12 protein-coding genes and 3 tRNA genes are annotated in these 15,935 nt (G+C 34.4%); 8 read left to right on the plus strand and 7 right to left on the minus strand.

Annotated features, from left to right (window positions below):
• Positions 1-36 precede the first annotated feature (36 nt).
• Complete coding sequence (locus WBY99_RS02950; RefSeq protein ID WP_423974853.1) at positions 37-423, plus strand: SRPBCC family protein; 387 nt, start codon at positions 37-39, stop codon at positions 421-423.
• Between the two features lie 57 nt (positions 424-480).
• Here WBY99_RS02950 and WBY99_RS02955 read toward each other — a convergent pair whose 3' ends face one another.
• The 4 genes from WBY99_RS02955 to WBY99_RS02970 form a co-directional block, all read right to left on the minus strand.
• Positions 481-1,176 (minus strand): ABC transporter ATP-binding protein, encoded by a 696-nt coding sequence (locus WBY99_RS02955; protein WP_423974854.1) that lies wholly within the window; start codon positions 1,174-1,176, stop codon positions 481-483.
• 228 nt (positions 1,177-1,404) lie between these two features.
• Entirely contained in the window at positions 1,405-2,718 is a 1,314-nt protein-coding gene (locus tag WBY99_RS02960; RefSeq protein WP_423974855.1) for an Omp28-related outer membrane protein, read from the minus strand.
• A 168-nt stretch (positions 2,719-2,886) separates the two neighbouring features.
• A complete protein-coding gene (locus WBY99_RS02965) occupies positions 2,887-3,603 on the minus strand; it encodes a T9SS type A sorting domain-containing protein (RefSeq protein ID WP_423974856.1) in 717 nt (238 codons plus the stop codon).
• A gap of 35 nt (positions 3,604-3,638) precedes the next feature.
• Positions 3,639-4,703 (minus strand): Omp28-related outer membrane protein, encoded by a 1,065-nt coding sequence (locus WBY99_RS02970; RefSeq protein ID WP_423974857.1) that lies wholly within the window; start codon positions 4,701-4,703, stop codon positions 3,639-3,641.
• 200 nt (positions 4,704-4,903) lie between these two features.
• On the opposite strand from WBY99_RS02970, the gene WBY99_RS02975 reads away from it, so the two are divergent.
• Positions 4,904-5,383, plus strand: a complete 480-nt coding sequence (locus WBY99_RS02975) for a TlpA family protein disulfide reductase (RefSeq protein ID WP_423974858.1) — start codon at positions 4,904-4,906, stop codon at positions 5,381-5,383.
• Between the two features lie 6 nt (positions 5,384-5,389).
• Positions 5,390-7,045 (plus strand): DUF6029 family protein, encoded by a 1,656-nt coding sequence (locus WBY99_RS02980; RefSeq protein WP_423974859.1) that lies wholly within the window; start codon positions 5,390-5,392, stop codon positions 7,043-7,045.
• Positions 7,046-7,875: 830 nt separating this feature from the next.
• On the opposite strand, the gene WBY99_RS02985 is transcribed toward WBY99_RS02980, so the two are convergent.
• The 3 genes from WBY99_RS02985 to WBY99_RS02995 all read right to left on the minus strand — a co-directional run bounded on the left by WBY99_RS02985 (position 7,876) and on the right by WBY99_RS02995 (position 8,215).
• A tRNA-Arg gene (locus WBY99_RS02985) sits at positions 7,876-7,949 on the minus strand.
• Between the two features lie 83 nt (positions 7,950-8,032).
• Positions 8,033-8,107, minus strand: a tRNA-Pro gene (locus WBY99_RS02990).
• Between the two features lie 21 nt (positions 8,108-8,128).
• Positions 8,129-8,215: transfer RNA gene (locus WBY99_RS02995), tRNA-Ser, on the minus strand.
• 132 nt (positions 8,216-8,347) lie between these two features.
• Here WBY99_RS02995 and WBY99_RS03000 point away from each other — a divergent pair.
• The 5 genes from WBY99_RS03000 to WBY99_RS03020 all read left to right on the plus strand — a co-directional run bounded on the left by WBY99_RS03000 (position 8,348) and on the right by WBY99_RS03020 (position 15,466).
• Positions 8,348-9,364, plus strand: a complete 1,017-nt coding sequence (locus tag WBY99_RS03000; RefSeq protein ID WP_423974860.1) for an N-acetylmuramoyl-L-alanine amidase — start codon at positions 8,348-8,350, stop codon at positions 9,362-9,364.
• A gap of 114 nt (positions 9,365-9,478) precedes the next feature.
• Positions 9,479-10,882 (plus strand): aspartate ammonia-lyase, encoded by a 1,404-nt coding sequence (gene aspA / locus WBY99_RS03005; RefSeq protein WP_423974861.1) that lies wholly within the window; start codon positions 9,479-9,481, stop codon positions 10,880-10,882.
• 130 nt (positions 10,883-11,012) lie between these two features.
• Positions 11,013-13,928: a M16 family metallopeptidase gene (locus WBY99_RS03010; RefSeq protein WP_423974862.1), complete on the plus strand. Its 2,916-nt coding sequence runs from the start codon at positions 11,013-11,015 to the stop codon at positions 13,926-13,928.
• Between the two features lie 96 nt (positions 13,929-14,024).
• The gene (locus WBY99_RS03015) at positions 14,025-14,651 is read left to right on the plus strand and encodes a hypothetical protein (protein WP_423974863.1); all 627 of its coding nucleotides are present in this window, start codon (positions 14,025-14,027) and stop codon (positions 14,649-14,651) included.
• Positions 14,652-14,758: 107 nt separating this feature from the next.
• Positions 14,759-15,466 carry a DUF5723 family protein gene (locus WBY99_RS03020; protein WP_423974864.1) on the plus strand — a complete coding sequence of 236 codons (708 nt, stop codon included), beginning with the start codon at positions 14,759-14,761 and terminating at the stop codon, positions 15,464-15,466.
• Positions 15,467-15,935 lie beyond the last annotated feature (469 nt).

Raw genomic sequence — 15,935 nt, forward strand, 5'->3', positions numbered from 1 at the left:
CATTTGCAGTGTTTTAATTAATACAAAAATATAAAAATGAATTTAGAAGGGCGCAAAATAATCGTAAATAAATCGGGATCTGAGTTGGTTGCAATGTTAAATGCTCCAGAAGGGTACAGAGCGCTAATGCCAGATTCTTTACAGAGTTTTGAAGTACGTGATAACGGTTTTAAATTCAGTTTAAAAGGAATGCCAGAAATCGCTTTAACGATTGATGAAGTTACAGAAAATCAAGTTATTTTGAAATCGGCAAGTTCTAGTTTAGATTTTGCACTGAAAGGGATGATGAATCCAATGAATGAAAATCAGACTGAAGTTCAGTTGTTATTTGAAGGTCAATTTAATCCGTTTATCAAAATGATGGTAGAGAAGCCTTTGAAAAACTTTATCGACGCGTTGACTAATAATATTGAAAAGATTTAAAAAAAATCAAGCATATTGAAAAGCCCTGAATAATTATAAATTCAGGGCTTTTTTTATTTAGTGGGTGTAGCTGGTAAATGCCTCTTCTAAACTGTTGTATTTGCCTTGAAATTCCGCAATATTGGAATCTTGAATAATGTTTCCCTGATGAATCAAAATCACACGGGAACAGAGCGCCTCTACCTCTTGCATAATATGCGTCGATAGAATTACCGTTTTTTCTTTTCCTATTTCTTTAATGACATTTCTAATTTCAATGATTTGATTTGGATCGAGTCCATTGGTCGGTTCATCTAAAATCAATAGATCAGGAGCATGTAAAATGGCTTGAGCAAGACCAACTCTTTGTTTGTAACCTTTTGACAACTGGGAAATTTTCTTTGATTTTTCAGGAGAAATGCCGACCAATTTTATAACTTCATCGATTCTTTGTTTTGAAACTTGATGGATATCTGCCACAAAATTCAAATATTCTTTCACATACATTTCGCTGTAAAGTGGGTTGTTCTCCGGTAAAAAACCCATATTTTTCTTCGCTTCAATTTCATCTTCACGAATATCTTTTCCATTAAAAATAATTTGTCCTTCATCAATTTTTAGTGCGCCAACAATCGATTTCATCAACGTTGATTTTCCTGCGCCATTGGGTCCCAGCAATCCAATAATCTCATTATTGTTGATTTCAATATTGATGTTATTTAAAGCGGTTTGTTCGCCAAATTTTTTGGTAAGATTGATGATTTGTAAAGGCATACATTTTATTTAACAGAATGCAAATTTAAGGAATGAGGAGCAATTTAAGAATTTTAAAAAAAATACTTTCAGCAGCGGTTTTGAAAAATAGAATTTGAGGAACGTCTAGTTAAAATTTATTTTCAAAGAAGAAATTTATTTTATGAGATTGGTAGGAGGAGTTTAAATGTATTCTCAAAAATAAAGACCAGATCATTCTGGTCTTTATATATTACTTTGATTTGAAAATTACTTTACTAATAATTCTTTCGTAATTGATTTTCCGTCTTGAGAAATGTTTACAAGATATTTACCCGGAACTAAATTAAATCCTAATTTAATTGTTTTGTTATTAGAATGAATCGCTCCGTAATTTTTCACTGCTCTACCTGCCATATCAAAGATTGCAATTTTGTATGTGCCATCGGTTGGTAGCTTTAAGTTAAAATCAGATTTAGCGGGGTTAGGGTAGATGCTAAATTTGGCTGCATTGGCTTTAATATCGTTAACTGCTAAAATGGTTTTTGAAAGTTTAGCTCCGCTTATAATGGTACCATCGGTAGCATCTAATAATAACACTACAGCAGTGAGGTTATCTTTAATATAGTCGCTTGGAATGGTGTAATTAAAGGTATAGTTAACCGTTTGCCCATCTGTAATTGCAGAAGGAATGGAGCTTTCTTGACCTGCATAACCGCCTAATAATGCACGACCAACATGATCGTAAACCATTTGAGCTGCCGGGACAGGATTAGGTAAGCTTTCAAATCCGCCCATTTCACCGTTGGATCCACCTGCGTAATAATTCGATTGTCTAAATCCACTAGCAGTGCCTTTAACGCCATCTTCTATTAGTATTACAGACAGTCTGTAATTAACATTGGGATTATTAATAAAGAATTTACTATTAACATTAGCGGTAAGTTGTTGGCCGGAAATGCTAAATTCACCAGTTAATTGAGCAGGTGATAGCAAAGTTTTTCGAGAATTAATATAGCCAGCCATGTTAGATGGATTAATGTCCACTCCTTTCAGTTCCCGATCGACATTCATTCCTGGGAAACTACCAAATGCAGCACCAGAGTTGTACGCTGCAAATGCCATTGGATCACCATTGTGTACTCCGATACTAATTTGGTCGTCCGGATACTCTTCGTTGACATTTTTAAGGGCAACCATTCCTCTTGGGCACCAGCCGCACCATGTACCTGTTCCTTCTTCAAAGACTACTTTTTTAGGAATTGCTTGAGAAACAATACTTGTTGTGGCGTTCATGTTGTTGTCGCTTGGGTTTCCGTCTTCGGCATCATTAACTTGAGTGATGGATACTAAAATGGTTTTAGTTTCAATCGTAGAATTGCTAAGTGAAACAGGGATAGGATGCGTAACTTCTCTTTGTTGCCCCGCACTAAGATAAGCGACTACTCTTTGTTTATGGTCTCCAGTGCCATCATTCCAATTGAATTCCACAGAGCTTATATTATTGGATCCCACATTTTTCAACACCGCTTTGATGCTTGTTTCTCCATTTGGAAGCAAGAACTTGTTCAGTTTTACGCTCACGATCTGCACGTCGTTTGTAGCAAGGGTTTTGGTGGTTTTGCTAGTGACAGGTGTGGTTTCGTTTAGGTTGTAATTGGCGGCGTATGCAATATTATTAAAGCATAATGCAATTGCCAGAAAGTAAATTTTTTTCATAATATTTAACTTTTGATTTGGTGATAAGCAGTGTTATTTTTTAATTATTTTTTGTGTTTGGTTTTTACCAGTCGAGCTTTTCGTGTTTAAGATATATATCCCTTGGGTTAAATTTTGAACGTTGATTGAGTTGTCTCCGGGTTTTAATTCGCCTTTTTTAACTAATTTGGAGTTCATGTCGAACAATTGGAAGCCGGTATTTGTTTTTGAAGACAATTCTAAACTGCTGGTTATAATGGTGTTTTTGATAAGAACTTCTTTTACTGCGTTTACATTATTTACGGCTAGCTGCTTGTTGTAAGCATAAGTAACATGTACAGGAGTCCCAATTTCATTTTGGGATTCGTCAACTTGGTAAATTTTAAAAGTGATACTCATTGGTTCCGAATAATCCATTTTATTCCAGAAATGATCGGAATCACCTGAGTTAGATCCAGGAGCAATGTTGTAACCCGATGGTGGATAATTGAAGTTAGGCATTACAAATGGCATACAGTTTCCACCGAAACAAAACTCAAAACTGTCTCCGGTTGTATTGTTTAGGCTTTCGCATAGTACTTTAACGGTGATGCCTTCCGTGGCTGAGGAATTGGCAACGGTAAAATGCAGGACACTCTCATCTGTATCGAAAGTGTTGTAAGAATATACGGCACCATTATTAATTACTGTACCATCTAATTTCTTTACCACCATTTGAGCATTAAAAAATGCAAATCCTAATAATGTTGAAAGGATAAAGGCTTTTTTCATAATTTCTAAATTTTTACGATATTATTTTTATTTCTTTATAAAGTTTCTAAAGCATTGCTTGTATTAGGCGACGCCTCTCTTACATTGAGCACTTCGTTTTGGGCGTTCAGTACAGCAACCACTATTTTCATGTTTTCTTTATTAAAGTTAGCCGGAATTGCATAACTGAAATTTTTAAAATAGGCGGTATTATTCTGTGTACTTCCACTCGGAATTGCATCACCGGTAGATGAAGTTAATAAATCTCTTAACACATTGTGATTAGAATAATTTTCAATAATTGGAACACCGCCATACAAGATCGGCTTACCGCCAGAACCATTAAAATAGTTATGTTGTGGATAAACAATTTTGTCCTCCACGATATATACAATCGTTTTGAGATTATTGTAATTGTCGGCAAAAGAAATGTTATATTCTCCTGAAAGTGTGTTTCCTTCGAGTTTTGTAGTAATTGCAATTCCCATTTTGCTGGATGCTTTAATAAAGCCTAAAGGAAAAGTCATATCGGCAAAGTCGTTATTTGCGGTATTCCAGTTTTGGGTATGATTAATTAGAATTGTTGGATATGCCCAAATACCCAATTTAGTAATAATGTCATAAGAAGCAGCATTGGTAAAAGGATCAGTCGCAACGGTTGGGCCATGTAAACCAACGAAAACAACTTTGTTGTTCTTTTTGATTAATTCTTCATATCGGACACTTGCAATCGGGCAATTGCCACACCATGTTCCTGTGAAATCTTCATATAAAATTCGATGCACGAAGTTTACACCAGTTAAAGCAATTGCATTTAGGGTTAAAGGTTTGCTGGTAAAAGTATTATATTTTGCAACAACGTGATATTCGCCAATTTTTGCGGGAGCGTAAGTGTTTTTATTTATTTCTACTCCGTCCACATAAAATGTAGCATTATTGGTTACATCATTATTAAGATTATCTGTTAAACTGAAGTTAACGGAATTCCCTAATAAAACAGAGTTTTCGCTGGCAGAAAGTTTTACATAAGTTACAGCATCTCGCCCTTCATCACTTTCGGATCCAGCACATGAATTTAGGAAAAACACAAACAAAATCAACAATAAGAATAACTTCTTCATATTATATATTACTTTTTAACAATGTTGTAAAACTACATATTTTTATAAAAAAACAAGCCATATTTAAGGAAAAAATACAGAATAGGGTTGTGAATTTCAGTAAAAACGAAATATTTTCAATTTTTACTTTGAACTTATGCGATATTATTAATAGTTTCGTCTTTTTAAAATTCAGAATAATCTAAAGTGAAGTTATGACTATGAAAAAAATTGTGTTTGCATTAGCAATCATTGTATTTTGTGCCACTTTCAGTGCGCAATCCATCGAAAATGTATCGGCAAAAAACCTAAAGGGAGAAAATATTGCCCTTAAAACACTCAGTAATGAAAAGCCGCTTGTGCTTAGTTTCTGGGCAACATGGTGTCTTCCTTGTATGGAAGAATTAAATGCCGTGAACGAAAAAATGGAAGATTGGAAGAAAGAAAAAGATTTCGATTTTGTAGCCGTTTCTACCGACGATCCCAGAACAGTAAACAAAGTAAAAACAGTGGTGAATGGTAAAAACTGGAACTTCGATCAAGTACTTTTAGACCCATCACAATCCATCAAAAGACAATTAAATGTTAATAATGTTCCGACAACATTGGTGTATTATAAAGGCAAAATGGTTTACACGCATGTTGGATATGCGCCAGGCGATGAAGACGAATTATTTGAAAAATTAAAGCAGATCCAATAATCAATTATGAAGAAAATTTTCCTTCCCATTATTTATTTGTTAGCGCATACTGCTCTTCATGCACAATTTAATGCAAGTTTAGAGTCTAATAATCAATATTATGTAGATGATGCTAAAATAAAATTAGCAGAAACAGAAGCTAAAGACAGGCTGCGTTCTAACACCTATCTCACCATGACCTACAAGTATAAGCAGTTTACTGTTGGTGCGCAGTTAGAATCTTATGAACCCAAAGCGCTTCTTAATTATTATCCCGGATTCAAAGACGTTAACTTAGGAACTTATTATGTTAATTATAATAATGAAAAAGGGTTGGATGTTACGTTAGGGCATTTTTATGAGCAATTCGGTTCCGGTTTGGCTCTTAGGACTTGGGAAGATCGCCAACTCGGTATTGCCAATTCTTTAGTCGGAGCGCGGGTGAAATATTCCATCGCCGATAATCTTGTAAATATTAAAGCCTTATATGGAAAGCAAAGAATAGGGATGGGTTTTGATTTTTCCAATGCCAGTATTGCCGCAATAGATACCGAATTTCAATTGGCAAAAACAGTTGGTTCGGATCAATTCGAATCCAATCTTGGGATGAGTTTCGTTAACAAACACGAAGCTTTAGACCCCAATTTTGTAAATGCTCCAGCTGATGTTAACACGTATGGAATTCGCCTCAACAACGAATACAAAGATTTTTACCTGAATGCAGAATATCTTTACAAAACCAAGGATGTTATAAAAATGGCAACCGTTGTGGATCCTACCAACGTATATTCAGGCAATGCCATGAATTTGGCTTTTGGTTTTGCCAAGAAAGGATTTGCTTTTAACGGGACATTGCGACGTTTAGAAAATTTCAACATCTATTCGGATCGAGAAATGGTAGGCAATCAATATAATCAAGCATTATTAAACTATACACCGGCTTTAACCAAGCAATATGATTATAGTTTAGCCAATATTTATGTGTATCAATCACAGCCACAATTAACCTTTTTCCCTCAAAGAAAAGCGGGTGAAATCGGCTCCCAATTCGACCTTTATTATCAATTTAAAAAAGGATCAGTTTTGGGTGGGAAATACGGAACCGACATCGCTTTTAACTTTGCCAATTGGTACGGACTAAAAGGCAAATACCGCATCTATGAAGATTACAACACCGTAGAAACTAAAACTTTTGCTTTGGGCGAACGCTATTATTCTGATTTTAATGTTGATGTTAGAAAAAGATTTTCCAGCACATGGAATACTGCATTAGTTTATATTTATCAGGATTATAACACCGACAGAATTCAGGAAACTTCAGGTCGGGTTTTCGCCACCACCGCCGTTTGGGATAATATTTTCAAAATCAATAAAAATTCATTGAAAGTAGAACTTCAACACCAATGGGCAGATTCTTCTTACAGAAACTGGGCAGCTGGGTTAACCGAATTTAACTTCAAAAAAAATTGGTCGGTTTTCGTAAGCGATATGTATAATTATGATAATGAAGAAGTTGAAAAACAAATGCATTATTATACATTCGGTGCCGTTTTCAGAAAAAATTCAACTCGGGTGCAAGCTTCCTACGGAAGACAAAGAGGCGGGTTGTTATGCGTAGGCGGTGTTTGTAGAATGGTACCAGAAAATACAGGATTTACGTTAAATATTAATACGACTTTCTAACAAAAAATCAAATAAATTAATAAGTGGTTATTTGAAAATAATATCCAAATCTTTCGATAAATACGGATATTTTAGGTGTTCTTTATTGATAATCGTCGTTTTTTGATTTTATAGATCGTTTGTAAAGCAGCTTTCTTATTAATCGACGAACTCGTTTTTTTTATTCACCAAAAAACTAAGGTGCTCCCGTGCTCGCACCAGCCAGGGTAATATAGGATATGAGCGAAGAGGACAGGGCGATGGTTACAAGATTTCTAGACCTTACAATAAGGGATTATAAAGAAAAAAAAGCGTACTCATAAATACAAAAGCCACCGCTGCCGCACGAAACCTTCAGGATTATGGAGTTTATAGTTACGGCTTCTATAAAATTATTCTTTAATAAAAAAAAAAAAAATTTATTGAATCAAAAAAAAATTCTTTATTGAAATGACCACACGAAAGGATTCGTATGGCAGCGGGGATTTATCTATTAATCTGGACGGGTCAGCTTCATAGATTCCCCATAGGTACTCCATGGATAAAGCATGGATAGTTCATGAGGAGTTCATGAAAAATGAAATCATCAAAAACCAATATTTTAACTAAAAAAAGATTAATCCCAAAATCATTAAAAAGTATAAATCGGTCTTTAAATTTTATTAATTTATTAGGTCTTAATGTTGAAAAAAACTATGGTTTGAGATTTAATTTCCAGCTTTTATTCTTGATCCTAAATACGTTGTGTAGAGGATTTTCAAGAAATAGATTATGTAAGTTAGTCCCCAATTAATACAATTTTAAAAATTCCAGAAAACAGTAAACTATTTGTGAAAAGGGGTTTGTGGGTGTGAGCGCGACAGGATTCGAACCTGTGACCGTCTGCTTAGAAGGCAGATGCTCTATCCAGCTGAGCTACGCACCCAAAATATTGGGATTTTAAACTTCATCGTTCGGAAGATGAGGTTTTAAAAAAAAGAAAACTCTCAAAAAGAGTTTTCTATAGAGTCGGGGCGGCAGGATTCGAACCTGCGACCTCCTGGTCCCAAACCAGGCGCGATGACCGGACTACGCTACGCCCCGAATGATTTTTTTCTAGAGTTGCGGAGAGTAAGGGATTCGAACCCTTGGTACAGTTTCCCATACGCTTGTTTAGCAAACAAGTCCTTTCGGCCACTCAGGCAACTCTCCATTGCAATATTTGTAAGAGCTTCTGTTCTGTAATTGCGAGTGCAAATATAAAAGAGTTTTTGTTATAAACCAAAAAAAAATCCTAAAAAATATTCGTATTTTTGACTCTAATTTTAAATTAATTGAAATCGAATGCGTAATTCATTATCTGTCATATCCTTAGGTTTTTTAATTATTTCTTGTGGAACGCAAAAAAACTCACAAACGGTAGTTGCAAAACCAAAAATATCCCAAGTTTCATCTGAAAAACATGAAGCTTTTGTTCAGAAACCGAAAGTTCAACACGATGGTGGACTTGATTTTTTTAAAGAAAACATCGGTGATATTACTAAAAATGATAATACAATGAGTTATGGTTCTATTGTTTCTGCAAATCCTAATGGATATAAAGTGGTGAAAACTTTCTTTCCTGCCGTTGGGCAAAATTTTCGACAGAAATATATTATTTTACATTATACTGCTTTAGATGATGATAAATCGGTAAAAGTTCTGACTGAGCAATCGGTAAGTGCTCATTATTTAGTGAATGATTTAGGAGATAACGAAATTTATCAGTTGGTGGACGAAAATAAAAGAGCGTATCATGCTGGAATCAGTGCTTGGCGAAAAGACAATATGCTCAATGATACTTCTATCGGGATTGAGATTGTAAATGCAGGTTATAAAACCAATGCCAGTGGTGTGAAAATTTTCCCTGAATATTCTGAAGCACAAGTAAAGAAAGTTGCGGTTTTGGTAAAAGATCTTGCGGATAGATATATGATTTCAGCAACCAATGTTTTAGGACATTCTGATATTGCACCAACCAGAAAGCAAGATCCGGGACCTAAGTTTCCATGGAAGAAATTATATGATGAATACCAAGTTGGGATGTGGTATGATAAAAGTGCGAAAGAAAATTTTTATAGTTCGGCAGTTTTAGAAGATTATACCTTACAAATGACCATTCCATCATTCTTATTCAAAATTCAAACTGCATTGCGAAATTTTGGATATGATATAAATCCAAATGGCGTGTATGATGATGCGACGAAGAAAACCATTGAGGTTTTTCAGTACCATTTCCGTCCAGAAAATTATTCTGGAATGATGGACGCAGAAACTTGGGCAATTTTACAAGCCTTAAACTTGAAGTATCCAAATAAATAAATATCTTTACAATTCTGAAAATGGGCGATAAATTATCGCCTCTTTTTTTAGATTTAACTTTAAATCAATTTAATAAATTCAATAAATAATCTTAACTTTTCAACAAATTATTTTATGGAACATTTCAGAAATGAAAGCGATTTATTAGGGACTTTACAAGTGCCTCACAATGCATATTACGGCGTTCAAACCCAGCGTGCTATTGATAATTTTAAAATTTCGGGACAAACACTTTCTGATTATCCGCATTTTATTAGGGCGCTGGCAGTGGTGAAAAAAGCAGCTGCAAAAACCAATTACGAATTGGGACTACTAGATGAAAATCTTTATAAAATGATTGCCGAAACTTGTGATGAACTTATTGACGGAAAACTGCATCAGGAATTCCCAATCGATATGATTCAAGGTGGAGCGGGAACTTCGGTAAATATGAATGCCAATGAAGTAATTGCGAACAGAGTTTTAGAAAAATTAGGAAAAGAAAAAGGAGATTACCAGTTTTGTTCGCCAAACGATCATATCAACCTTTCTCAATCCACGAATGATGCGTATCCAACTTCTTTAAAAATGGCTTTACTGTCAATGAATATTGAGTTGGTAGAAAAACTCAAGAACATCGTAGAAGCATTTCGTGAAAAAGGAAAAGAGTTTGCCCCCGTTATTAAAATGGGAAGAACTCAGTTGCAAGATGCCGTACCCATGAGTTTGGGGCAAGAGTTTGAAGCTTATGCAGCAACCTTAGAAGAAGATATTTCTAAATTGAATACGAATGCGAATCTTTTTGTTGAAGTTAATATGGGTGCAACCGCTATCGGAACTGGTTTAAATGCTCCCGTTGGTTATGCAAATCTTTGTGCGAAAAATCTTTCCCAATTGACAGGTTTCCAAGTTGTTTCGGCACCGAATTTAGTAGAAGCAACTCCTGATACTGGTGCTTATGTGATTTATTCATCTGCGTTAAAAAGGTTAGCAGTAAAGCTTTCTAAAATTTGCAATGATTTGCGTTTGCTTTCTTCGGGACCAAGAGCTGGTTTTTTTGAAATCAATCTGCCGCCAATGCAACCAGGATCTTCAATTATGCCCGGGAAAGTAAATCCAGTAATTCCAGAAGTAGTGAATCAAGTTTGCTTTAAAGTATTCGGAAATGATTTAACGGTAACTTTTGCAGCAGAAGCAGGGCAATTGCAATTAAATGTAATGGAGCCTGTTCTTTCACATTCAATCATGGAAAGTATGATTTTCTTAGGAAATGCAATGGATACTTTAAGAGAAAAATGTATCGTAGGAATTACGGCAAACAAAGACGCTTGTCTGAATATGGTAAGAAATAGTATTGGAATTGTTACCGCTTTAAATCCATATATTGGTTATAAAAACTCAACAGAAATTGCCAAAGAAGCTTTGGAAACGGGTAGAAGTGTTTACGATTTGGTATTAGAACGCGGTATTTTATCTGAAGAAAGATTAAACGAAATCCTTGATCCAGCCAATATGCTTAAGCCACATCAACCCATGTAAAATTGCACAAATCTTGTTTTTGTATTGAAAATATTTTTCAATACTGAAATTGAAAGAAACTGGTAGTAAGCATATAATCCATGCTTACTATTGGTATGTAAAATAAAATCTACCGAACTTTATATAATTAATGAAAAGAATAATAACAACAATAATAATTATTGGAGCACTCACTATGAGCAACGCACAGAAATTTGAAACGACGAAAACAACTGACAACAGCGGTTATCAATACGAAACCGTTATTAATGATAAATCAGGCGTAAGAGTTTATACTTTAAAAAACGGATTAAAAGTTTTCCTCGCGAAAAACGATGATGCACCAAGAATCCAAACCTATATTCCTGTAAGGACGGGAAGTAATAATGATCCAGCTGACAATACAGGTTTAGCACATTATTTGGAACACATGATGTTCAAAGGAACTTCAAATTTGGCTACTGCAAACTGGGCGAAAGAGAAACCGCTCTTAGATCAGATTTCTAATTTGTACGAACAGCATAAAGCAGAACAAGATCCAGAAAAAAAGAAAGCACTCTATAAAAAAATAGATGAAGTTTCTCAAGAAGCAAGTAAATATGCGATTGCCAACGAATATGATAAAGCGATTTCTTCGCTTGGAGCTTCGGGAACCAATGCTCATACTTGGTTGGATGAAACGGTTTATAAAAATAATATTCCAAACAACGAACTCGAAAAATGGTTGAAAGTGGAGAAAGAAAGATTCTCTGAACTTACTTTGAGATTATTCCATACCGAACTGGAAGCAGTTTACGAAGAATATAACCGCGCTCAGGACAACGACGGACGTTTGGTGAATTACGAATTAATGGATGCGCTTTTCCCAACACATCCAAATGGTCAACAAACAACGATTGGGAAATCAGAACATTTGAAAAATCCATCAATGGTAGCGATTCACAAATATTTCGACGAATATTATGTGCCAAACAATTACGCCATGGTTTTGGTTGGGGATTTAGATTATGACAAAACCATAAAATTGGTTGATCAGTATTTCGGAACTTTCAAATACAAAGAATTGCCGAAAAAACAAACGATCACTGAAGAACCGATGACCGCGATTGTAGAAAGAACCGTTAAAAGTGCTTCTACACCAAGGTTACAACTTTCTTGGAGATCTGACTCTTACGGAACTCAAAATGCGAGACTTGCGGATATTGTAGGGAATATTTTAACCAACTCTGGAGATTCTGGTTTGATTGATTTAAATATTAATCAAAAGCAGAAAGCGTTGAATGCGATGGCTTACGAATCAGCGTTTAAAAATTACGGAAGTTTCTCATTAATTATCGTTCCGAAAAATGATCAAACTTTTGATGAAGCGAAAAAATTAATGTTGGATCAAATTGATTTGGTGAAAAAAGGAGAATTCCAGGATTGGTTAATTCCTGCCATCATTAATGATATGAAAATCCAGCGTATGAAAACTTACGAAACTGCTGATGGATTGGCAACAAGTTTATATGGCTCTTATATTAATGACAGAACTTGGGAACAAGAACTCAATGAGATTAATGAATACGAGAAGATTACAAAAGCTGATGTGGTAAAATTTGCCAACGATTTCTTTAAAGATAATTACGTCATCATTAAAAAAGAAAAAGGCGTAAATGATAAATTGGTACGCGTAGAAAATCCGGGAATTACTCCAATTAAATTAAATAGAGAAGAGCAATCTCCATTTTTAAAAGGAATTTTGGCTGAGAAATCTTCTGAAATTAAACCAGAATTCATCGATTATTCGAAAGTGATTAAAACGGATAAAATCGGTGGTAAAAAAGTGAGTTTCGTTCATAACAAATACAACGATATTGCCCAAGCTCATTTTGTTTTTCCATTCGGAAGCGATAATGATAAAGAATTAGGTTTGGCAACTCAAGTTTTACAATATTTAGGAACCAACAAATTATCTGCTGAAGACCTGAAAAAGGAATTCTTTAAGTTGGGTATTTCCAATGACTTCCGAACTTCACAAGATCAATTGAGAATCTCATTGAGCGGTTTAGAAGAAAATATGCCAAAAGCAATCGAGTTATTGAAAAACTGGATGCAGAACGCAAAACCAGATCAGAAAGTGTATGCAGAGAATGTAAAAACGATTTTGGAAGGTAGAGAAGTTGCTAAAAAAGATAAAGGAAGAATCATGGCTGCATTATCTAATTATGCAAAATATGGTAAAGTTTCTCGCTTTACAGATGTGCTTTCGAAATCTCAATTAGAAGCCATTAATTCTGCTGATATGACGAATAAAATTCAAAGTTTGTTGAAAATGCCTTACGAGATTTTCTTCTACGGACAAGATTTTAACGCCTTCAAAAAATACGCAAAACCATTCGTAGAAAAGGAAACAATGAAAGTTCCTGCGAAAAACGAATATCCTGAACCGCCAACAACTGGAAACGTGTATTTTACCAATTACGATATGGTGCAAACCGAAATGAGTAAAGTAGCAAAAGGACCAAATGTTGATTTAGCAAACCTTGGGAAAATCAATGTGTTTAATGAGTATTTTGGGAGAGGTTTATCGTCAATCGTTTTCCAGGAAATACGTGAGAGTAAGAGTTTAGCATATTCTGCTTATGTTTCTTATGCAACAAGTAGTGAGTTGAATCGCCCGGATTATGTAACGACTTATATCGGAACTCAGGCCAATAAACTTCCACAGGCAGTAACAGCAATGGATGAGTTGATGGCGAATCTTCCACAAATCCCAGCACAGTTTGAAAATGCTAAAAATGCAGCGTTGAAACAAATTGCTTCTGGTAGAATCAATAGAACGAATATCTATTTCAATCAATTAAACCTTAAAAAATTGGGAGTTGATTATGATTTAAGAAAAGATATTTACAAAGAAATTGAAAAATTATCTTTGGCAGATCTTACGGATTTCTACGATTCGCAGATGAAACCAATGAAATATAATACAGCAATTATTGGTAAAAAAGAAAACTTAGATATGGATGCACTTAATAAAATAGGCACCTTCCATGAAGTTTCTTTAGAAGAAATATTCGGGTATTAATTTGATTTCTAAATCCGTATATGAAAAAAGTGAAACTTCGGTTTCACTTTTTTTTTATATTTAATAATAAAATTACCTAAAAGTTGTTTTAGAAAAGTGAAAAATCTTGTTTGGAATTTAGTTATTTTTTGTGGGGTTCAATTTTCTTGTTTCTGCTATGCGCAGGAATCTATATTATTCAGCAACGACCAGTATAGCGGGATAAGTTCGGTTATCGTTTTACCAACGCAATCTTTTCTTAATCCCAATCCGTGGGATGTAAATCTGTTTTCAGAAGATGTGTTTTTACAGAATGATTATGCTTATGTCTCACAACAAAGTTTTTTGGGGTTAAAGAATGCCGAAGTACAATCAGCCGACATCAGACAAAATAGAACGGGGAAAAACACGGCAAATGTTTTTGATTTTTATAATAAAAAAATTGGGAATTATCATTTGAGTTCAGATATTTTAGGACCTTCATTTCAACTTAAAATTAAAATAAAAGAGAAGGATTTCTCGGTCGGTATGTTTTCTAGATTACGAACCCAGAGTTCAGCAATTAACGTGGATAATTATTTGCGATTTGGAAATCAGGATCTAGTAGAATCAGAACTTTATACTTTAAAACCATTAAAAATTAATTTTATGAATTGGAATGAAATCGGTCTAAATATTGCCACCGAAATTTTCCCTTATTCAGATTATCAATGGATTATTGGTGGTAATGTGAAATATGATTAGATGCCCTGGATATCGAAAGTAAAGTTCCCTTTCAACTCGCGAGAACTTTTAATAATGTAAAAGGTGTTAGCGTAAAATCAATTGTCGCTTCAAATTATGATATTGCAATGAATTTTGCAACCAACTATAATTTTGAAAACCATAAATATGAATACAACCAGCGAGGAAAAGGATTTGGATTGGATTTGGGGGTATCGGTTGTTGACAGAGATCGAGATGCCGAAGATTATAATTTTAAAGCTGGTTTTGCTATTTTGGATTTTGGTTCTGTAAATTTTGAAGGAGAAAATCATTTGCTAAAAGGAGTACCATTAGAAGTTGAAAACAATCGTATTTTGAAAAATACCAAGTTTGAAAGTCCTCAGCAGTATTTGCAATTTTTGAGCAAAGAAATTTATGGCAACGAAAATGCTTCATTGCAAGGAACCAATTTTAAAATGGGTTTACCGACGAGTCTGCATTTTAATATCAGTAAAAACATTGCAGAGCATCAATACTTCAATGTCGATTGGATTCAACGAATTCCTATTTTCGAAAATGGTCTTAAACGTTCCAATATTTTCAACGGGTCTTATACGGTACAAAAACCAGTGGTTGGTTATGGCGGCTCGGTTTCTTTGTACGAGTACAGAAGCTTGCAATTTGGTGCTTATTTCAGGATTGGACCCTTAATTCTAGGAAGTGAAAATCTCTTTCCATTAATCTTTAAACAGAAAAAATTGCATTCTGCCGATTTTTATATGGCAATTAAAATTTATCCTTTTTGGGATAATGAAATGAAGCGCCACCGCCGAAAAAACTGTAACTGTAATTGAAGATGTTAAGCTTATTATTAAAATTTAAGAAGGTTTAAAAAGAATTAGAGACGGTTTAAAAATTATTCAAAAACCAAATTTTCAAAGAATTTTTCTTTTCCCCATTCGGAAAACTTTCGGGACTAAAGAGTGGAAAAATTCTCTGAAAATTTCATCAAAATTACTCCCTTTAGGGTTGGGGAAATTAATTTTGATGAAATTTAAACATTCTTAATGATAATGAAAAAGGGTGATTTTACTCTTTTATAATAGAATAAATAGCATCATATTTGCAATGCAACACATAGGAGAAAAATTATTGCTATGAAATTGTAAAAAACTAAGCTAATAGTTATGAAAACAGAGATTCCGGAATTTCCGGAATTTTTTTTATCATCATTTTAAATATTAATGAATATTAGTTTTACAACCTAAATGAATCTTCACCAAAAATAATGATCGTATAAAACGTAAGAACGCACCTCGAAGG

The sequence above is a fragment of the Kaistella sp. genome, from assembly GCF_049588135.1.
GTDB lineage: Bacteria > Bacteroidota > Bacteroidia > Flavobacteriales > Weeksellaceae > Kaistella.